The 20,696-nt window shown below is 57.7% G+C and carries 18 protein-coding genes; 17 read left to right on the forward strand and 1 reads right to left on the reverse strand.

Going from position 1 to position 20,696, the window contains the following annotated elements; translation table 11 throughout:
• Positions 1-37: 37 nt before the first annotated feature.
• The 14 genes from N8E89_RS12760 (at position 38) to N8E89_RS12825 (ending at position 12,965) form a co-directional block, all read left to right on the forward strand.
• On the forward strand, positions 38-2,302 hold the full coding sequence (locus N8E89_RS12760; RefSeq protein ID WP_262260082.1) for a baseplate multidomain protein megatron: 2,265 nt from the start codon (positions 38-40) through the stop codon (positions 2,300-2,302).
• Positions 2,303-2,406: 104 nt separating this feature from the next.
• Positions 2,407-3,594, forward strand: coding sequence for a phage tail protein (locus N8E89_RS12765; protein ID WP_262260085.1), 1,188 nt, complete (start codon positions 2,407-2,409; stop codon positions 3,592-3,594).
• Complete coding sequence (locus N8E89_RS12770) at positions 3,557-3,886, forward strand: hypothetical protein (protein ID WP_262260086.1); 330 nt, start codon at positions 3,557-3,559, stop codon at positions 3,884-3,886. Before N8E89_RS12765 ends, N8E89_RS12770 begins: the two co-directional genes overlap by 38 nt.
• Positions 3,887-3,913: 27 nt before the next feature.
• Positions 3,914-4,141 carry a hypothetical protein gene (locus N8E89_RS12775; RefSeq protein ID WP_262260088.1) on the forward strand — a complete coding sequence of 76 codons (228 nt, stop codon included), beginning with the start codon at positions 3,914-3,916 and terminating at the stop codon, positions 4,139-4,141.
• An 86-nt stretch (positions 4,142-4,227) separates the two neighbouring features.
• Positions 4,228-4,479, forward strand: coding sequence for a hypothetical protein (locus N8E89_RS12780; protein ID WP_106667311.1), 252 nt, complete (start codon positions 4,228-4,230; stop codon positions 4,477-4,479).
• A gap of 21 nt (positions 4,480-4,500) precedes the next feature.
• Entirely contained in the window at positions 4,501-5,172 is a 672-nt protein-coding gene (locus N8E89_RS12785) for a response regulator transcription factor (RefSeq protein ID WP_106667225.1), read from the forward strand.
• 135 nt (positions 5,173-5,307) lie between these two features.
• Positions 5,308-6,609, forward strand: coding sequence for an ATP-binding protein (locus N8E89_RS12790; protein ID WP_162707209.1), 1,302 nt, complete (start codon positions 5,308-5,310; stop codon positions 6,607-6,609).
• A gap of 86 nt (positions 6,610-6,695) precedes the next feature.
• A complete protein-coding gene (locus N8E89_RS12795) occupies positions 6,696-7,127 on the forward strand; it encodes an RT0821/Lpp0805 family surface protein (protein ID WP_106667226.1) in 432 nt (143 codons plus the stop codon).
• A gap of 174 nt (positions 7,128-7,301) precedes the next feature.
• Positions 7,302-8,189 carry a hypothetical protein gene (locus N8E89_RS12800; RefSeq protein ID WP_146147878.1) on the forward strand — a complete coding sequence of 296 codons (888 nt, stop codon included), beginning with the start codon at positions 7,302-7,304 and terminating at the stop codon, positions 8,187-8,189.
• A complete protein-coding gene (locus N8E89_RS12805; RefSeq protein WP_106667228.1) occupies positions 8,186-8,830 on the forward strand; it encodes a hypothetical protein in 645 nt (214 codons plus the stop codon). Before N8E89_RS12800 ends, N8E89_RS12805 begins: the two co-directional genes overlap by 4 nt.
• Before the next feature lie 82 nt (positions 8,831-8,912).
• The gene (gene ccmI / locus N8E89_RS12810; protein ID WP_106667229.1) at positions 8,913-10,073 is read left to right on the forward strand and encodes a c-type cytochrome biogenesis protein CcmI; all 1,161 of its coding nucleotides are present in this window, start codon (positions 8,913-8,915) and stop codon (positions 10,071-10,073) included.
• Positions 10,073-10,516, forward strand: coding sequence for a cytochrome c maturation protein CcmE (gene ccmE / locus N8E89_RS12815; protein ID WP_106667230.1), 444 nt, complete (start codon positions 10,073-10,075; stop codon positions 10,514-10,516). The genes ccmI and ccmE overlap by 1 nt, the downstream gene beginning before the upstream one ends.
• Entirely contained in the window at positions 10,513-12,492 is a 1,980-nt protein-coding gene (locus N8E89_RS12820; protein ID WP_262260090.1) for a heme lyase CcmF/NrfE family subunit, read from the forward strand. Before ccmE ends, N8E89_RS12820 begins: the two co-directional genes overlap by 4 nt.
• On the forward strand, positions 12,489-12,965 hold the full coding sequence (locus N8E89_RS12825) for a cytochrome c-type biogenesis protein (RefSeq protein ID WP_262260093.1): 477 nt from the start codon (positions 12,489-12,491) through the stop codon (positions 12,963-12,965). Before N8E89_RS12820 ends, N8E89_RS12825 begins: the two co-directional genes overlap by 4 nt.
• Positions 12,966-12,969: 4 nt before the next feature.
• Here the strand turns inward: N8E89_RS12825 and N8E89_RS12830 are convergent, their stop codons facing one another.
• Positions 12,970-13,860, reverse strand: coding sequence for an MBL fold metallo-hydrolase (locus N8E89_RS12830; RefSeq protein ID WP_106667233.1), 891 nt, complete (start codon positions 13,858-13,860; stop codon positions 12,970-12,972).
• Between the two features lie 402 nt (positions 13,861-14,262).
• Between N8E89_RS12830 and N8E89_RS12835 the strand changes: the two genes are divergently transcribed.
• From N8E89_RS12835 to N8E89_RS12845, 3 genes are all read left to right on the forward strand, one after another.
• Complete coding sequence (locus N8E89_RS12835; protein WP_262260094.1) at positions 14,263-18,429, forward strand: YadA-like family protein; 4,167 nt, start codon at positions 14,263-14,265, stop codon at positions 18,427-18,429.
• Between the two features lie 8 nt (positions 18,430-18,437).
• A complete protein-coding gene (locus N8E89_RS12840) occupies positions 18,438-19,010 on the forward strand; it encodes an invasion associated locus B family protein (protein WP_245449038.1) in 573 nt (190 codons plus the stop codon).
• 140 nt (positions 19,011-19,150) lie between these two features.
• Positions 19,151-20,689 (forward strand): Do family serine endopeptidase, encoded by a 1,539-nt coding sequence (locus tag N8E89_RS12845; protein WP_106667314.1) that lies wholly within the window; start codon positions 19,151-19,153, stop codon positions 20,687-20,689.
• Positions 20,690-20,696: the final 7 nt, after the last annotated feature.

A 20,696-nucleotide genomic window follows, 5' to 3' on the forward strand; every position in this document is an offset into this window, starting at 1 on the left:
ATTGTTAACTTAATAATTCTGGAAAGATTTCAAACGCATGGCGACTATTGTTCTTCAGGTGGCGGCCGTGGCCATCGGCAATGCGGTTGGCGCGTCAGCGCTCGGGGCCGCGATCGGTACTGCGGCTGCATCGATTGGAGGCTATCTGATCGATCAGGCGCTTTTCGGCCAACGTACCGAAAGCGGACGCATGTCCTCGATGCGACCCACTGTCGCCGAAGAGGGAGCGTCCCTACCGCGCATTTATGGAGCTGCGCGGCTAGGAGGCACGCTCATTTGGGCGACGCGCTTCGAGGAAACCGAGACCAAGCGCCGGGGCTCCAAGGGTGGGCCGAAATCGACCGAATATTCATACTTCGCCAATTTCGCCATTGCCGTGGCGGAAGGCGAAATCAGCCACGTCCGCCGGATCTGGGCCGACGGCAAGGAATTCGACCAGACACGCGCCACGATCCGCGTCCATAAGGGCAACAATCTCCAGTTCCCCGATCCGCTCATCGAAGCCAAGCAAGGACGCGGCAACGCGCCGGGCTATCGCGGTACCGCCTATGTTGTCTTCGAGCGGCTGGCGCTGGATGACTACGGGAATCGCCTTCCGCAATTTCAGTTTGAGGTCGTTCGGGCTATCGGAAGTGTCGTACGTGACCTGCGCGCCGTTGCGCTGATACCGGGTGCGACCGAATTCGGAATGTCGCCAAAACTCGTCACTGACGAGCCGTCTAAAGGGACCACACGCGCACTAAACCGCAACTGCCTCCGCGGCGCGACTGACTGGCAGGCATCGCTCGACGAACTGCAGTCCCTGTGTCCGTCACTTAAGCATGTCGCAATCGTGGTGCCCTGGTTCGGTACGGACTTGCGGGCGGGGCAATGTACAATCAGGCCCGGCGTGATGGATCGCAAAGGCTATGGTGAAAGCGATGCATGGCGAGCGGGTGGCATAGGGCGATCGGAAGCGCACCTGATTTCGCGTGACGCCGGCGGTGCCGTCTATGGCGGTACCCCCTCTGATGAGAGCGTGATTGCGGCCATCCGTGACGCCAAGGCCAGGAACCTGAGCGTTACGCTCTATCCCTTTGTTATGCTTGATGTTCCGGCAAATAACGAGTTACCTGATCCCTATGGCGCCTCCCGCCAGGCGACCTTTCCGTGGCGCGGCCGCATCACTTGTCATCCTGCGCCATACCAAAATGGGAGCGTTAACGGTACGGCAGCTGCAGCTGGGCAAATCGAGGCGTTTATCGGCAGCGCGACCAGCGGTTCGTTTCGCGTCGTAAAAGGACAAGTTTCGTTTCGCGGCGCGGAAAGCGATTGGGGCTATCGCAGGATGGTACTGCATATGGCGCAGCTGGCCATCCAAGGTGGCGGCGTCGATACGTTCCTGCTCGGATCGGAACTGTGCGGGCTGACCATCGTCAGGGAACAAAATGACGGGTTTCCCTTCGTCAATGCGCTTTGCACATTGGCCAGCGATCTGCGCAACGTACTGGGTGCGGAATGCAAGCTGACCTATGGGGCCGACTGGACAGAGTATTTCGGCCACCACCCGCAGGACGGGTCGGGCGATGTCTATTTTCATCTCGACCCGCTTTGGGCTCATCCGGCAATCACTGCCGTGGGCATCGACAATTACATGCCCCTGAGCGATTGGCGCGATGAGGATTATGGCGCTCCCAATCCGGATGGATTTTCGGCTCCCTACGATCTTCCCGCATTGCGGGGGCAGATTGCATCGGGTGAGGGATCTGACTGGTATTATGCTTCCTCCCGCGATCGATCGTCTCGAGTGCGAACACCCATAAGTGACCAATACGGCAAACCATGGGTCTACCGCTACAAGGATACCACTGGCTGGTGGCAGAACTGGCACTACAATCGCAAGGGCGGCGTCGAAAGCACTGTGCCAACCGCATGGCAACCCAGAATGAAGCCTTTTTGGCTAACTGAGATTGGTTGTCCGGCGGCCGACAAGGGGCCAAACCAGCCGAACGTCTTTCCCGATATGAAGTCGTCGGAAGGCGCTTTTCCTTACTTCTCCGATCAGGGGCGCTGCGATCTCGCACAGAACCGCTTTCTGCGCGCGCATTTTGGCCATTGGGATGCCGGCCATGCCGGTTCGATGCTTGACACGGACCGGCTCTATGTCTGGGCTTGGGACACACGGCCATTTCCGGAATTTCCGTTGAACCGGACCTTGTGGGCTGACGGCCCCAACTGGACATCGGGTCACTGGCTTAACGGCAGGCTTTCTGGCGTCGCACTGGACGAACTCCTGGTGCAATTCTGGCCGATTTTGGCGTAACGAATGCCGATACCAGCCAGGTTGACGGATTTGTCGGGGGCTACGTCATCAAAGATCCGATCAGTGTACGCTCCGTTCTTGAACCAATCCTTGCATTGTTTGGCGTGGAAGCTTTCGAGAATGGCGACCGCCTGATATTCCGCAGTTCGGCACGCTTGACCGGACAAGCGGCTTTGATGGCAGAATTCGTTGAGCCGGAGGAGCATGGTCCGGTGACGTGGCGCATCCAGGAAATGATGGATCAGCCCGCCCGCGTTGAAATTGCGTATCGGGACCCGATGCTGGACTATCAGGCGGCAATGGCTTTTGCCGAACACCTTGACGGCCGGGGCACAGAGAACATTGCAATTCCCGGCACGATCGATAGTGGCCAGGCAAAATCACTCGCGGAAGAATGGCTGCAAGCGCGTCGTGCTTCACGGCGAACCGTTGCTTTTGAATTGCCGTGGAAACAGGTGAGCCTGAGGACAGGGGATCGGGTAAGGATTCTTGGGAGCAATTCGGCGCCGGATTTCGTTATTTCCTCAATTGAAGACGGAGCCACCCGCCGTATCGAAGCCAGTGCCTTGCCGCAGCATGTCCGTTATCCCGATCGGGCAGGGCTACCGGTTTCACTACCGGCACCATCGGTAATTCGCGGAAGGCCGTACTTTCATCTGATTGATCTGCCGATGTGGCCTGGAGTGGAAAAACCTGTCGATCAATTCCGTGTCGCAGCCTTTGCTCAACCGTGGAGCGGGGTTAGCGTCTTCGCATCACCCGAAACGTCGGGCTTCGAGTCGAGGGCAACCCTTGGCAGTCGCGCTGTGATGGGCGAACTCGTTAATGAGCTGGGGGCGGGGTTGAGCGGACGCCTCGCGAAAAATCAGGTACTCGAGGTGGATCTCTACCACGGTGAGCTGACCTCGGTAACCTTGCCGCAAATGCTCAATGGCGCCAATTCCGCCATGCTGGCGACGCCAGAGGGTGGTTGGGAATTGCTCCAATTTCTCAATGCGGAGGAGATGCAGGCCGATCGCTGGCGGCTGACAGGGCTATTGCGCGGGCAATGCGGAACAGAACGCGAGGCAATGCGTCCCAGGCCGGAGGGCATGGCGTTCGTCCTGCTCGACGAAGGTGTCAAACCCGCAGGTCTGAAGACACAGGAGGCCGGCCTTGACGTTTATTGGCGTATCGGCGCGTCAGGGGAAGATTTTTCCGACCAGTTCTTCCATACGGTCTCCATGGCCGGAGGGCTGCGCGCTTTGCAACCGCTTGAACCTGTCCACGTCAGATCGCGGACCGATCTCTAATGGCGCCATCAACATTTCCTGGACCCGGCGCGGACGTATCGATGCTGACAGCTGGCTGGCAGCGGAAATTCCGATGGGCGAGGAGCGTGAAGCCTACCGCATCGAAATACGCAAGGATGGAAGGCTCATCCGATCTGCCGATGTCGAAAACACAAGCTGGATTTACACTAAGGCCCAACGTTTGAGCGATTTTGACAGTCTCGACGCTGAAATCGATTTCAGTGTTGCCATGATATCAGCGGTGGTTGGCCCCGGCCGCCATGCGCGCAAGATTATTTCCCAATCAATTTGAAAATAACCCTGTTTGAAAAAGGAATTAATGATGACCGATGAAAAAGCCTGGTTCCTGTCAAAGACGATCTGGGCGTCGATCGTAACGATCGCGCTCTCCTGCTCCAGCTTCTTCAATATATCGCTGGAGCATGTTGATCAGGCGCCACTTATCGATACGATAATCCAGTTCTTGACCGCACTGAGCGGGATTATTGCACTTTTTGGTCGGATCAGCGCTAAGACGCTCATTTCACGTAAAGAAATAGGATGTTAAAAGGCGTGAACCTGTGGCAATCCTGCTTACGGGACTCCAATTGTTCATGCATCGTTCAGACAGCAACCGATAATAATGACGCCATGATGAAAAACATCCTTATCTCCCTGCCCCTTGCGGGCCTGATCTCAGCTGCTGGCGTCTTCCACGCCGGTGCTGCTTTAGCCGCGGATTGCTCGTCGGTCGGGCAACAGGTGGCGGACTCGCAGGGCGGTACCCTTGCGCGCGCCACATCTGTTGTGCAGAACGGCAAAGAGGTTTGCGTGGTGGTGGTGCTCATTCCCGGCAAGGATGGTGAGCGTCCGCGCCGCGTCGAAGTCGCCGTACCGGCAAACTAGTCCGCATCGCAAGGATCCTGCATGAGAATACTCGTCGTCGAAGATGACCGTGACCTCAATCGCCAATTGGTTGATGCCCTGGGCGATGCCGGGTATGTGGTCGATAAGGCTTTCGACGGCGAAGAAGGGCACTTTCTCGGCGACACGGAGCCTTACGACGCTGTTGTGCTCGATATCGGCCTCCCGCAGATGGATGGCCTGACCATCCTCGAAAGATGGCGCCGGGACGGGCGGATCATGCCTGTTTTGCTGCTGACCGCGCGCGACCGCTGGAGCGACAAGGTTGCCGGAATCGATGCTGGGGCCGACGACTATGTCGCAAAACCCTTTCATATTGAAGAAGTTCTGGCACGGCTGCGGGCGCTCATTCGCCGCGCTGCGGGTCATGCATCGTCGGAAATCAGTTGCGGGCCGCTTCGCCTCGACACAAAGACGTCGAAAGCAACCGTCAACGGCACGGCATTGAAACTGACATCACACGAGTTCCGGCTGTTATCCTACCTCATGCATCACATGGACGAGGTGGTATCGCGCACTGAACTGGTGGAACATCTCTACGACCAGGATTTCGATCGCGATTCCAATACGATCGAAGTTTTTGTTGGCCGTTTGCGCAAGAAGATGGGCATCGATCTGATCGAAACCATTCGTGGTATGGGATACAGGATCAAATCGCAGGAAAACAAGGCATAGACCTTTGACAATCCGGCCTGATGTGGTCTCCAGAATAGGGCAGGGCAACGCGTGAATTCCCGGCTGACCGGCTATCTTCCAAGACTACGTTCCCTGTCCTTGCGCGTCATCATGCTTTCGACGCTCTGGACGATCATTTCCTTCTTTGCAATAGCCACCATCATTTCCGCCCTCTATGGTGATGCGCGACTGCAGAGCTTCCGGCAGCTCCTTTCCGCCCATCTCTTCAGCGTTATCGCCTCGGTCAGTGTCAATGACGGCACTCTTGCAGGACGCCCTGACCCTGGTGAAGTGCGCTATTCCAGCCCGCTCTCTGGCTGGTACTGGTCTGTTGAACCGGTGTCGGACAATCTGAAGGGGTCGCTGCGGTCGGTGTCGCTCGGCGACAAGTCCATCGATGCTCCTTCGACTTTGAATGTTCCGTTCGACACATCCTTTCAGCGTTCGTATACCGAGCCAGGACCCAAGGGAGAGCAAGTCACAGTCGTCGAAACCGAGGTTGTGCTAGACGCGGAAAATCGCGTTGCCCGGTTCAGGGTGATGGGGAATTTGAGTGAAGTCGAGCGCGAGATTGCCGGGTTCCGCAATACTCTCTACTTTTACCTCGGAATATTCGCCCTTGGCGGGACCCTGATCAACGCCGCTGTGATTCTGTTTGGCCTGCGTCCGCTCGATCGAGTTCGCCGTTCCCTTGCTGACATTCGGGAAGGCAAGGTTTCGCGGCTGAACGAGAATCTGCCGCTCGAGATTGCACCGCTTGCCCGCGAGATGAATGCCCTGATCGATAATAATCGCCGGATCATGGAACGCTCACGTACCCAGGTTGGCAATCTGGCTCATTCGCTGAAAACACCATTATCCGTCCTAGTTAACGAAAGCCGGACAATCGGGGGTACCGAGGGACGCATTATCGCCGAACAAAGCGCGGCCATGCAGGTCCAGGTACAGCACTATCTGCAGCGTGCGCGCGTCGCGGCACAGCGCGACAGCGTCGTGTTCCGCACACCTGTAACGCCGACTCTGGCCCGGCTTGCGCGGGTGACAGCAAAGCTCAATCCCACAATGGATGTTCAATTCCTGAACCAGATGGACGGCGCCATCTTCGCGGGTGAGCAGGAAGATCTTGAGGAAGTCGTTGGAAATCTTCTGGAGAATGCCGGAAAATGGGGCCGCAGTGCCATCAGGCTGACGCTGGCCAAGGCAGACGGCGGCCTGGAGATACGCGTTGAGGATGACGGCCCGGGTCTCGCTTCGAATCAGATCAAGGATGCTCTCACCCGTGGCAAGCGGCTGGACGAGAGCAAGCCCGGCACCGGACTTGGCCTGTCCATCGTTTATGATACGGTCCGCGAGTACGGTGGAACGCTTCGGCTGGACCGCAGCGCCGATCTCGGCGGACTCAATGCGAGACTGACCCTACCTGTTGCCGGAAACTGAATCGAGCTTGCAAGGGCCCGCCCAATCGGTTCATAAAGACCGGTAAACCTGCCCTGCTGTGAGAAGCATTGTAAAACGGACAGACGATGAAGCTTCATATTGCCATTTCCCTCCTTGCTATCGCAATTCTCTCTGGCTGTTCGACGACGTCCGGCTCCAAAGCCGGTGGCGCCCTGAGCAGCCTGACCGGCGGTTCAAAGCAGGCGGCGCCGTCAGGCGTGCTTGCTGCGTTGGGCAATGGGCTGATCGGAAACAATGCATCGCTGGATGCGTCGGATCGCAAACGCGCCTTGCAGGCGGAATATCAGGCACTCGAATACTCTCCCGCCGGCAAAACAGTTGAATGGAAAAACGCCAGCGGGAGCCGCTCGGGTGAAGTCGTTGCGGCGCAGCCCTACCAGGTCGGGTCGCAAAACTGCCGCCAGTATACCCATACGGTGCGCGTCGACGGCACGCCGCAATCGGCCCGGGGCACCGCCTGCCGGAATGAAGATGGCAGCTGGACTCCGCTGACGTAAGTCTGGACGCGCACGACTCCTTAATATTCCCTGTTCCATTTCATCTGTGACCACACGTGGTGGGCAGGCGTGTGTCGCAAAGACAAAATTACGCGGATCATTGCCGCGAGAACTAGACTCCACACACTCGAACCGGACATAGCTACGCAAGCCTTGGTCAAGGCCGAGATCGAGATGAACGAGGAGTTCCTGGATCTCGCCGATACATATTTTCTCCGGAGAAAGGCCTTTCAGCCCGACCAGCCGCGTGTTCCCGCCGGGAATCCAGACGGTGGGCAGTGGACCGATACGGGTGGCGGATCTTCAGGCTCGGCGCAGCCGGTATACATGCGTCGTGAAGATCCTCTTTCATCGCCCATGGCGTTGGGTGGTGGTGGTGGCGGCATAGTCGGCGGAGGAACGGGTTCTGGCATCCTGCTTGCGCCCTACCTTTTGCGAGAAGGGGGGCGCTCCACCGGGCTGTTGCCAGCAGAAGACGCTGTTGCTGAATACAACCGGCTCTCAAATCAGCGGGATCCGAGCCTCAAGCCAGTCCTGCTCTTTCGTCCGAAGGACTGGGGTGCGGACGATCAGCTCCAGCCAGGAAGAAGAGTGAAGGCAACTGTCCAACTGTTGAACAAGGATGAGGTTAAACAATACTGTCCGGAGGTAGGCATTGTACAATCGCTGGCGAACCAAGCGGTCAAACAGGCAGGTCCGCGGTCAAACTATGAGACGCCTTGGTTATTTGGCACGGCTGCACATACGAATTTGAAGAACCTCGCTACCGCCAATTATCCCAATGTCTTGCGGGCGGAACGATCTTATCTGAAATTTGCGGAAGAAGTTGCAGCAGATGAAAACTCTGAGGATTTAGCCAGGTACGGTATGAAGAATACTGTTCGAATTGATATAGTAGGACCGGAACGAGATAATCGAGTATGTGTCTATGATTTCAAGACAGGGCGAGCGGGGATCAGCGTTCCGCGAGCAATCGAGATGCGCAATGCCGTTCACAAGATTCACAATACGCTTACAGATGTTGTTATTGTTGAAATCAATTTCGATGAGAGCTGGAAATGACCACAACCACCCAAGTAAAGGAGGCGTTGATGCCTCTTGTTGCCCGCCATTCGGATCTGGTGCTCATTGGGCGGTTTCTCATTGTCAAGCCGGTTCACCATATAATGCGTGGCGTCTTTGTTGATCGCAGTAGCGACAAACGATCGTTCGAACCGCATATTGTTACGTATCCGCTCGTGCCGCTACGAAAGAACGATTCACTGGGATGGAATCCGGTGTGGCTCTACGACCAATCTGTGGGCATGTGGGATGTAACCAAACCAGACACCATTACAGCCATGAGGCACCATATTGAAGCAATAGCCTTGCCACCGCTTCGGGCAATAAAGACGTTCGATGACTACATTGCCCACGAGCGTGCTAAATCGACGACGTTTTATGGTCATTTTGATGATCGGGTATTCACCAACATATTCGTCGCCGCCGCTCTCGGCGATTTCAGCAAGGCTTTGCAGTTACGCCCGCAAGATGACCGAATAGAGCGGTATTTCGCCAAGTTTGCCCCTGACTTTTTTCCGGCTCTGGAAGCTGGAGATCGGCAGTTCATTGCAAAGGCCCTGCACCAATGGGAAGAGGCCACTGTCAAGGCACACAAGATGGAACACATCTGGGAGCCCACGCCCTTCCCACTGGAACTTTAGGCTCCCACAACCTTTGCGGCGAATTGCCCTATCAATTTAAATCCATTTGGATTTTGCGCGTCGGTGGGGGTATGTCTCTGGCATGATTTTCTGGATTTCCGCTGCATTATTGACCGTTGGCGCGACGCTGCTGGTGCTCTTGCCATTGACGCGGCGCGTCAAGGCACCCGTTTCCGACAATCAATATGACGTTGAGGTCTATCGCGATCAGCTGCGTGAGCTGGATGCGGACGAGCAGCGAGGGCTCATCGATAGCGTCAGCGGCGAGCAGGCGCGCGCGGAAATTGGCCGCCGCCTGCTCAAATCGGCCAAGGCGGCACAGGCAGATGCAACGATTGTCCGTCCGCAAAAAAGTGCGACACGCGAATGGCTGACGCTGGCAACAGTTCTAGCTATCCCCCTCATATCCTGGGGCATTTATACGAAGCTAGGTTCCCCTGACTTGCCAGCGCAGCCGCTGGCGGAACGTCTTGCCAAGCCTGCTGACCAGAGCACGCCCGCCGAACTGATCGCGCGTGCCGAAGCGCATCTGATGCTCAACCCCGACGATGGCCAGGGCTGGGAAGTGCTCGCGCCAATCTATTTGCGCCTTGGCCGTCCGGCCGACGCTGTCACTGCCTACCAGAACGCAATCCGCCTCAACGGCGACAGCGCCGCCCGCCAGCTCGGCCTGGGCGAAGCGATGGCTGCGGCCGCCAATGGCAAGATCACGCCCGAAGCCGAAGCTGTATTCCGGCATGCGCTCGAACTTGATCCGAAAGACATGCGGCCGCAATTCTATATTATCGACGGCTGGATGCAGCAGGGCCGCTTGGCCGAAGCGCGAGACCTGATCCGCAAGCTGCTGGTGGAAGCGCCCGCCGACGTGCCCTGGCGCGATCAGGCGCAGGCCGCTCTGACCCGGCTCGATCAGGAGATCGCCGGCGATGCACCCGATGTCAGCGACGTGGAAAAAACTGGCCCGGATGCCTCGCAGGTCGAAGCCGCGGCAGGCATGAGCGGGCAGGACCGCGCCGAGATGATCGAAGGCATGGTGGCAAGCCTTGCCGAAAAATTGAAACAATCGCCTGATGACATAGAGGGCTGGGAGCGGCTCGTTCGCTCCTATGTGGTTCTCAACCGGCCCAATGATGCGATTGAAGCATTGGACCGGGCAAAGAAGGTGTTGAGTGCGGACAAGGCCGCGAAGCTCGACGCGGTGGCGGAAGATCTCGGCCTCGCGGTCGAGCTGGAGAAAGATTGATGACGCGCAAGCAGAAGCGGCTATCGGTGATTGGCGGCGGACTCCTGGTCCTGGGCGTTGCAGCGGCGCTCGTCCTGTTCGCGCTTCAGCAGAAGATCGCATTCTTCCGTATGCCGTCCGACATTCAGACTTCGGACATGCAGTCGGAATCGCGGTTCCGTCTTGGCGGCCTCGTCGAAAAGGGCACTGTGATCCGCGGCGAGGGGACGAAGGTCAGCTTCTCGGTCACCGACCATGTCAAGAGCGTACCCGTCACCTACGATGGCATCCTGCCCGACCTTTTCCGGGAAGATCAGGGCGTAGTCATCGAGGGCAGGTTCCTGCCGGGGGGCGCTTTCGTGGCGGACAGTGTCCTTGCAAAACATGACGAGAACTACATGCCGAAGGAGGTTGCTGACAGTCTGAAGGCAAAGGGCGTCTGGCAGGGAGAGAGCAAGCAATGACCGTTGAACTCGGACATTTCGCACTGGTACTGGCATTGGCCCTTTCGATCGTTCAGGCCGTGCTCCCCGTCGTTGGCGCCCGCCGGAATGATGACCGGATGATGGCTGTTGCCGTACCTGCTGCATTTACCGTCTTTGCCCTGATCGCCCTGTCCTTTGCAGCTCTGACAGCCGCCTACGTGCTTTCTGATTTCTCGGTGCAGAATGTCTGGGAAAACTCGCATTCGCAGAAGCCGCTTCTGTACAAGTTCACAGGTGTCTGGGGCAACCACGAAGGCTCGATGCTGCTCTGGGTGCTGATCCTCAGCTTTTTCACGGCGCTTGTCGCATTCTTCGGGAACAATCTGCCGCCCGCGCTGAAGGCCAATGTACTTGGTGTTCAAGCTTGGATTGGCTCAGCGTTTCTGCTGTTCATCGTCGCCACCTCCAACCCCTTCGCCCGCATCAATCCGGCTCCGATCGAGGGCCAGGACCTCAATCCGATCCTCCAGGATATCGGCCTCGCCGTTCATCCGCCCATGCTTTATCTCGGCTATGTCGGTTTTTCAGTGTGCTTCTCCTTTGCTGTGGCGGCGCTGATCGATGGGCGCATTGATGCCGCCTGGGCGCGCTGGGTGCGTCCCTGGACGCTGACAGCATGGCTGTTTCTGACCGGCGGCATCGCCATGGGCTCTTACTGGGCCTATTACGAACTAGGCTGGGGCGGCTGGTGGTTCTGGGATCCAGTCGAGAATGCATCCTTCATGCCATGGCTAGCGGGTACGGCGCTGCTCCACTCTGCACTTGTCATGGAAAAGCGCTCGGCGCTGAAAATATGGACCATTCTCCTCGCCATCATGACGTTCTCCCTGTCGTTGCTCGGTACATTCCTTGTGCGTTCGGGCGTGCTGACTTCCGTCCATACATTCGCGACCGACCCCGGACGCGGCTTGTTCATTCTGGCTATTCTCGTGCTTTTCATCGGCGGTTCTCTGGCGCTGTTTGCGTGGCGGTCGCAAACGCTGGCTCCGGGCGGGCTATTCCAGCCTATTTCGCGCGAGGGAGCGCTGGTCTTCAACAATCTGTTCCTGACGACTGCTGCAGCGACTGTCTTGATCGGCACGCTCTATCCATTATTGCTTGAATCGCTGACGGGCGAGAAGATTTCCGTCGGCGCGCCGTTTTTCAATCTGACGTTCGGCCCGTTGATGATCCCGCTGCTTGCCGCCGTTCCCTTTGGTCCGCTTTTGGCCTGGAAGCGCGGTGACATTCTGGCGGTAGCGCAGCGGCTGATGACCGCGTTTTTCGTCGCGTTGATCGTGGTGGCGATCATGCTCTACCGCACGTCGGCACCCGGTGTGCTCGCCGCCTTCGGTATTGGACTCGCCGTCTGGCTGATGCTTGGGGCGCTCACCGATCTCGCGCTCAAGGCTGGCATCGGCAAGGCGCCCGTCAATGTCCTTGTACAGCGGGTTGTGGGCCTGCCGCGCTCGGTCTTCGGAACCGCCCTTGCGCATTTCGGTCTTGGTGTCACGCTGCTTGGCATCGTCGCCACGTCAACGTTTGCTACCGAAAATGTGCTGGTGATGAAGCCTGGCGATACGATAGACGCAGGCGGCTATACATTGCGATCTGACCGCATCGATCCGGTCAAAAGCTCGAACTTTACCGAGGACCAAGGCCAGTTCACGATCCTCGACAGTGCCGGACAAGAAGTGACTGACCTCATGTCGGCGAAGCGCTTCTTCCCCGTGCGCAAGATGCAGACAACCGAGGCTGGAATAAGAACATTCATGTTCAGCCAGCTCTATGTTTCGCTCGGCGACCCGGTCAAGGATGGTGTCGTCGTCAGGGTGTGGTGGAAGCCGCTCGTCACGCTGATCTGGCTTGGCGCCCTGGTGATGATGGCAGGTGGCGGCATGTCGCTGCTCGACCGGCGCCTGCGCATTGGTGCACCGGCCAGGGCCAGGACCGAAAAGGCGCGGGCCACCGCATGAGACGGTTTCTCTCAAGCCTCGTCCTTGCCCTTGCCCTGACCTTTGCGACGACTGGCGCACGGGCTGTTGCGCCCGATGAGATGCTGTCCAACCCGGCACTGGAGAAGCGGGCGCGGACCATTTCCGCGGAATTGCGCTGCATGGTGTGCCAGAACGAGTCGATTGACGATCTGAACGCCGATCTCGCCAAGGATTTGCGTCTTCTGGTGCGAGAGCGCCTGGTTGCGGGCGATACGGACGAGCAAGTGCTGGAGTTCCTCGTCGCGCGCTACGGCGAGTTCGTCCTGCTCAAGCCACGGCTGCAGACGAGCACTTTGCTGCTATGGGGGTTTCCAATCGCCGCGCTGCTCGCCGGCGGTATTGCTATCGTCATGGCTGTCCGGCGGCGGCGGATGACACCGGTCGAGACGGCGCCACTTTCAGAGAGCGAAAAGAAACAGCTGAAGAAGCTCTTCACTGCACCCCGCGACTGAAGGCCTATTCCTCGGCGTGGCCGGTCAGCACCGCTTTGACATTCTCCGCGTGCACTGCCTCATAGGGCGCATAATACTGGATGATGCCAGCGCGAATATCCTCGGAAACAAACGATTGCAGGTCCTGCTTTGCCAGTTCCGGCTCGTTGCCCAAGCGTAGCAGTTTTGTCACATAATTGCGTGTGGCGTCGATAAGTCCCGGTCCATAGCCGTCGGCCACGATCACTTCCTCGGCGCCGTGGTTGGGGAGAATCTTCGTGAGATTCCAAGCCGCCATGCGATCGATATCGCGCAGATGCCGTTTCAGGCCGGTCGGCTCAGACACGTAGGTCACAGGATCTTCCAGCGCATCGCCCGCAAACAGCAGCTTCAGGTGCGGCAGGATCATCATTGTCCCGTCGTGGCTGTGAATGTCGACATGACGCAGTATCACATCGATATCCCCGATTTTCAAATCCAACTCCCCGCCAAAAGTACGGTTCGGCATCACCAATGGCCGGATTGGCGGATCGCGGTTTTCAAGATTGTCGCGGTTGTCGAGCAGCGCCTTAGCGGTCAGATCATTGGCTATGATCTCGCAATCGGCAAAGACCTCGTTCCCGGCCACGTGATCCACATGCCAATGACTGAGCACCACGCGGATATGGCGCACGCCTTCGCCTTCGAGCGTCTTGCGGATGATACGGGCGTGCGGAAGGGAAATGCTCGTATCGTAGACAAGCGCGTCTTCGCCAGAGACGACGGCATAGGAACACACACCGAGCGAGTAGGCCCCGTCATCAAGCCAGTTAGGCGCGTCAGAATAGGCTCGCACTCCGTCGATCCTGCCATCATAAAAGGCGTAGACGCATTCGTAGGGGCGATGAATTCGCAGCGTGGAGCCGAGCGGGGGCATGAATTGTCTCCAATTTCAGGGTGGCAAAGGGGAATCGCCCAAATCAAACCAGCTTTCTGCCGGCAGGTCCAATGCGTCTGCGCTATACAACCTGGCGCATGTTTGTAGTTGTCGTCAACGAAACTAAAGACTACATGCGTAAAATTATATTTTATCATTGCATCATATATCAGATTAAGTTATGACGAAAATCAACTATAGAGTTTTTCATGCCTCCCTAAAACTTGTACTGTTGGCAAAGGGGTGGATGGTGCATAATACATCGACAGAAGATGTGTTATTTGAATGTATACTCGCATTAATTGTATTTAATTGTACTGAATTTTTTACGCAAAGCATTGTTACAAACTATATTGAAGAGCGAGAATTTCAATGGCGAGATTAGCGGTCGCAGGACCAGATTTGAACGATTCATTTCATTTGAAACCCACACGGTTAGCGCAATCCTGGCTTGCTGCACCGCACGCCAGCCGTTCGTTTCGCCGCCGGCTGATGGCGATCATGCGGATGGCCTGCCGCATGCTTGGATCCAAGCGCAGGCGCGGAATGCTCGGCATTGGCGTCCGCGTCGCTCTCGTTGCTGTCACAGTTTGCACGATTGCTGGGTACGCTCCCGATGCGCTGGCTGCGGACGGCATTTTTGTCAACGACGGTTCCGATGGTGGCTGTACCGCCGTTAATGATGGGATAAACAGCAGTCCTCCGGTAGCAGGGACAACTGCCGAGGGTAGAACTGCAAAATGCAATCCCGGCGACAAGGCTTCGCAAAGCAACCGCGCATTGTTTTACAACCCCACCGGTTCCACGGGCGCTACGTCACTCACATTGGGAAATGAGCTCTACGTCAATGGCGGCTTTATCGGCCTGAACGACCAAACGAACCAAGCCATGCGGATCGGCAATGGCACAACGATAGCGACCGGCAAAAACTCGATCGCCATCGGTAACGGTGCCCAGGCAACGCAAGATGGCTCGATGGCGCTGGGCAGGGGCTCGATCACCACCGCCGCCAATGCTGTTGCCAGCGTTGTCATCAATGGCGCCCCCTACGATGTTAGCGGCGGCAAGCCCGACAGTGTCTTGAGCGTCGGATCGAACGATATCAAACGGCAGATTACCAATGTGGCCGCAGGGCAGGTGAACAAGGACAGCACAGATGCTGTGAATGGTTCGCAGCTCTTCGCCACCCATTCCGCCGTCGGTTCATTGGGCGGCAGGGTGACGAAGAATGAAGGCGATATCAGCAATATCAATATGGGCCGGGCCGGTCTCGTGCAGCAATCAGCTCCGGAAGCAAACCTGACCGTCGGCAAGGATACCGGTGGGGCTGCTGTGGATTTTCGCGGGATGGGCGGCGGGCCGCGCAAGTTGATCGGGGTTGCAGATGGCACGGTCAATGACGCGTCCCTGGAAGCAGTGAACGGCGGGCAGCTCAGCAAGAGGGATACAAAGATCGATAATCTTTATAACTCTCTCGTCAGCTCGATTGGCGGGAGCGCTGGCGCGAGTCGGGCCATCGGCGTTTTCGAGCCGCCCGCCTTTGTCATCCAGGGAAAGCCGTTTGCCAATGTCGGAGGCGCTCTTGCGGGGGTCGACGGCCAGTTCACCCTTCAAAGCAGCACTATCAAGGGTCTCAATGACATGGCCGTCAAATATGCCTGGACCGATCTCAACGGCAATGGAGCCGTCGATACTGGCGAGGTTGATCTTAAACGTGTGGTGCTGACCGGCGATGGAGGCACCACCATTAGCAATGTGGCGAAAGGCGCGGTAACCGCCACTTCTTCCGAGGCCATTAATGGTTCACAGTTTTTCGGCGTATCGAAGAACATCGCGGCCTTTCTGGGCGGGGGATCTGGCGTCGATGCTAATGGTGCGCTGACAGCCCCGAAATATGACATCGCCACGGTCGATGCGAGCGGGAGATCCGTGTCCAACCCCTATAACAATGTCGGCGCCGCGCTTGGCGGGCTGAACGGCAGCGTCACCAGCATCAACACGCGCGTCGGGACTATTGACACGCGTGTCGGTGACATTGACGGCCGGGTAAACGCCATCACCGCGCTCGCCGGAGATGAAGCGAATGGCCGCGGCGTACGATATGTGCGCACAAATGAAACAGGCCTGACCCCGGGCGATGCCTTCGCACAGGGCGTCGGCTCCACCGCCATCGGCTATCAGGCGAGGGCTTTGCAGGCTGGCTCGGTGGCTCTGGGTCAAAACTCAATAACCGCAGCCGCCAGCAGGGTCACAGGCACCGAAATCAATGGCACAAAGTTCGAATTTGCCACTTTTGCCGAAACGGATCCCGTCACAGGCGCTCCAAACCCCGGCAGCGTCGTGAGCGTCGGATCGGCCACGATCAAACGGCAGATTACCAATGTCGCTGCCGGGCAATTGAGCGAAAGCAGTACCGACGTGGTCAACGGTTCGCAGCTTTTCGCAACCAACTCCGCCGTCGAAAATGTGGATTCACGAGTGAATCAGGCTCAAGACAAGCTCACCAAGACCACAAAGGCGCTTGGCGGCGGCGCAACTATCGATGGAGAAAAAGACACGTGGACAGGCCCGGCCTACACCCTCGCCAAAATCGGTGCGGACGGCACATCCACGAAGGAGACTTTCCGTGATGTCGGCTCTGCACTTGGCGCGCTGGACGGCAGTGTCACCACAATCAACACACGTGTTGGTGACATCGATGGCCGGGTGGTCAAGCACGAAGGCGATATCAATACGATCAACACATCGATCGCCAGCATCAATTCCGGCACTGCCGGTCTGGTGCAGCAGGCAAAGGCCGGAGACAACCTCACGATCGGCAAGGATACGGATGGTGCAGCGGTCGATCTGAAGGGCAAGGCGGCAACGCGCAAACTGCTCAGCCTCTCGGCGGGCGATGTGAGCAGCACCTCGACCGACGGCGTCAACGGCTCGCAGCTTTTCCAGACCCGCAGTTCCCTCGCCAGCGCGCTGGGCGGCGGGGCGAGTGTCGGCACCGGCGGCACATTCACCGGTCCGACCTACAATATCGCCAGCATCGGCGTTGACGGCAAAGCCACGCAGGAGACTTTCCACGATGTCGGCGGCGCCTTTGGCGGGCTGAACGACAGCGTCACCAGCATCAACACACGTGTTGGCGATATCACCACACAGATGAGTGGTTTGTTGAGTGATGCGTTGCTGTGGGATCCGGCGAACAGTGTCTTCAGTGCAAAGCATGGCGCCAGTGCCGCGAGCAGGATCGCCGATGTCGCGGCCGGGGAGAAGGATACGGATGCGGTCAATGTCAAACAGTTGAATGATGCGCAGACCGCAAGCGGCACTGCATTGAAGAACGTCGGTGAGCGCGCCGTGAAATATGCTTGGGAAGACAAGAACGGCAATGGCGTGGTCGATCCCGGCGAGGCCATCGACTACAGCAAGGTTGTGCTGGAGGGGCCTGACAATACCGGTACGAAGATAGGCAATGTGGCGGCCGGGCAGGTCAGCGAGAAATCGCTCGAAGCGATCAACGGCTCGCAGCTCTTCGTAACCAATAGCGCCATTGTGCTTGGTCTTGGCGGCGGTGCCAAATTCGATGCCAATGGTGTGTTCACAGGTCCAACCTACAACATCACGAAGATCAAGGGCGACGGAAGTACAAGTTCCACCCCATACAACAATGTAGGTGGTGCGCTTGACGGATTGAACGAGAACACAACCAATATCAACAACCGGATCAATGCGATAACCAAGGAAGTCACCACCTTGGATAGTGACTCCTTGCGCTGGGACAAGGATAAGGGCGTCTTCACAGCCACACGCGACAAATCCTCCAGCATCGACACATCCCCCGATACTGTGAAGACCAGCATCATTACGGGCATCACCCGTGGTAGTTTGAGTGCAACCTCCACCGATGCCGTCACTGGTGCCCAGCTATTCGAGACAGATGAAAAAGTCGCAAAAATCGACAAGCGCGTTGAGACCGTCGAGACAAAAATCGACACGGTAAAAACGGATATCACCAACGCGATGGACAAGACGGCGGTGAAATACGCACCGGATAGCAGCGGTAACAAGACCAATGAGGTTGCGCTGCAAGGCGCCGATCCGAACGCGCCGGTGCTCATCAGCAATGTCAAGGAGGGCGCCGCGGACCATGATGCGGTGAACGTCAAGCAGCTGAAGGAAACGATCACCCAGGAAACCGCCAAGGTCAGCAATCAGTACAGTCAGTACCTCGACGGATCGAAGACCTATGCCAATGAAATCGGCGCGAGCACGCTTAGCGAATCCAGGCAGTATACCGACCAGAAATTTGACCAGCTGAGCTCGGACATCGGTGCGGTTCGCAATGAAGCACGGCAGGCCGCGGCGATCGGGCTTGCGGCTTCGTCGCTGCGGTTTGACAATACGCCGGGCAAGATCAGCGTCGCCGTCGGTGGCGGTGTCTGGAGGGACCAGGGTGCGATGGCATTCGGTGCGGGCTACACCAGCGAGAGCGGTGCTGTGCGCGCCAATCTTTCGGGCGCTGCGAGTGGTGGCCAGGTCGGCGTCGGCGCAGGAATAAGCTTTACGCTCAATTGAGGCATATCTTGATCAGGCAAGCCTTGAAGTTCCCCACGGCCGTGGCTTGTCTGCTCCTGTCCGGCTGGTGCCCCGCCGCCGGACAGGCGATTTCGGGTCCTCTCTACAACATCAAGCCGTCTGAGGTCGCAGTTCCCGAGGGCGCAGAACTTGGCCGCTATCGCCGCATTATCCAGCCATTCGAGAACTGGGTGCTCATATGCGACGAGAATCTTAAAACGATGAAAAAGATCTGCAATATCACGCAGTCGATCGTCGATAAGAATGGACAGTTCGCCTTTAGCTGGTCATTGGCCGCCACCGAAGATGGCAAGCCGATAATGATTTTGCGAACGCGGCCGGGGCTTGGTCTGAAAGCGCCGGTGATGCTGTCCTTTCCCGGCCGGAAGGAACCCGTTCGGGTAGAGACGTACGCCTGCGATACGGGCGTGTGTATTGCGCTGCTTCCCGTCGGACCAATCATGCGGGAGCAGATCGGCAAGCGGGTCACGGCAGGGATTTCGTATTCGGCGGCGGGCGAAACCATTGCGTTCGAAGCGCCGCTGAAAGGCATGTCGGCAGCGCTCGCTGCCATCAAATGATCCAGGGTCTGACCCTCGGATCTCCGATCCAACCTTACAAATTTGTCATGTTGCGGAAATGGCGGCGTAACGTTCTTATCTGTATCACTGTTGGTATAAGCGATCGGCATTTCGATCGAACGCCCCAAGGAGATACATTCATGTCGAACAAAGTTAAGTCCTCCACCTACCGCGCGGGCATCGCTGCCGCCCTGTTGTCCTCGGCGCTTGTCGGGGGCTTACTGGCGACCGGCCCGCTCAGCGCCATTGCCCCGGCGCAAGCCGAGGCTGTGCGCGTTGACTCGGCCCAGCAGCCAGGCTTTGCCGATGTCGTCGAAAAGGTCAGCCCGGCTGTTGTCAGCGTTCGCGTCAAGAGCGCTATCAACCAGACTTCTGATGATGGCTCGGGCTTCCCGGGCATGGACCAATTGCCAGACGACCATCCGCTGAAGCGCTTCTTCTATGATTTCGGTGGCCCTGACCAGCGTCCAGGTCAGCGTGGCATGGAACCGCGCAAATCACCTCGCGACCAGCACAGGCCCGATCGGGTTCGCCCGACCGCACAGGGTTCCGGCTTCTTCATTTCTGAAGACGGCTATCTTGTGACCAACAACCACGTCGTCGAGGATGGCAGCGCCTATACTGTCGTGCTGAACGACGGTACCGAACTTGATGCAAAGCTGATCGGCAAGGACAAGCGTACCGATCTTGCCGTGCTCAAGGTCGATGACAAGCGCAAATTCACCTATGTTTCATTCGGAGATGACAATCAGATCCGTGTTGGACAATGGGTCGTTGCGGTCGGCAATCCGTTCGGTCTCGGCGGCACTGTGACCGCTGGTATCGTCTCGGCCCGCGGCCGTGATATTGGTGCTGGCCCCTATGATGATTTCCTGCAGATCGATGCGGCCGTAAATCGCGGCAACTCCGGCGGTCCGGCCTTCAACCTGAACGGTGAAGTTGTCGGCATCAATACCGCGATCTTCTCGCCATCGGGCGGCAGTGTCGGTATTGCCTTCGCCATCCCGGCGACGACCGCCAAGAATGTTGTCGATCAGCTGATCAAGACGGGGTCAGTTTCCCGCGGCTGGATTGGCGTCCAGATTCAGCCTGTAAGCAAGGAAATCGCTGAATCGCTCGGTCTCTCTGAGGAAAAAGGCGCCCTTGTTGCCGAACCACAGGCCGATGGTCCTGCTGCCAAGGCCGGTATCGTCGCTGGCGATGTGATCACTGCCGTCAATGGCGAGACAGTTGCCGATCCGCGTGATCTTGCCAAGAAGATTGCCGGGATCAGTGCCGGCAAGGATGCCGAGTTGACCGTCTGGCATAAGGGCGGCGCCAAATCGTTGAACGTTGCGATCAAGCCATACCCGCAGGATGACAGCCAGGCATCGAACGCACCGCAGCAGGACGACTCGTCAAAGCAGTCGGCACTTGATGATTATGGTCTGACCGTCATGCCGGCCGACGATGGCAAGGGTGTCGTGGTGACGGATGTCGATCGTCAGGGCGATGCAGCTGACAAGGGCATTGCCACGGGCGACGTCATCGTCTCTGTCAATAACAAGCCGGTAACGAGCGCTGCCGATATTGATGCTGCCATTGCCGAGGCCACGAAGTCCGGTCGCAAGGCAGTGCTCATGCAGGTGCAGAGCAACGACCAGTCGCGTTTTGTGGCACTGCCCATTAACCAGGGCTGATCGTTGG

The organism is Phyllobacterium sp. A18/5-2 (genome assembly GCF_025452215.1).
In the GTDB taxonomy this organism is placed as follows: domain Bacteria; phylum Pseudomonadota; class Alphaproteobacteria; order Rhizobiales; family Rhizobiaceae; genus Phyllobacterium; species Phyllobacterium sophorae.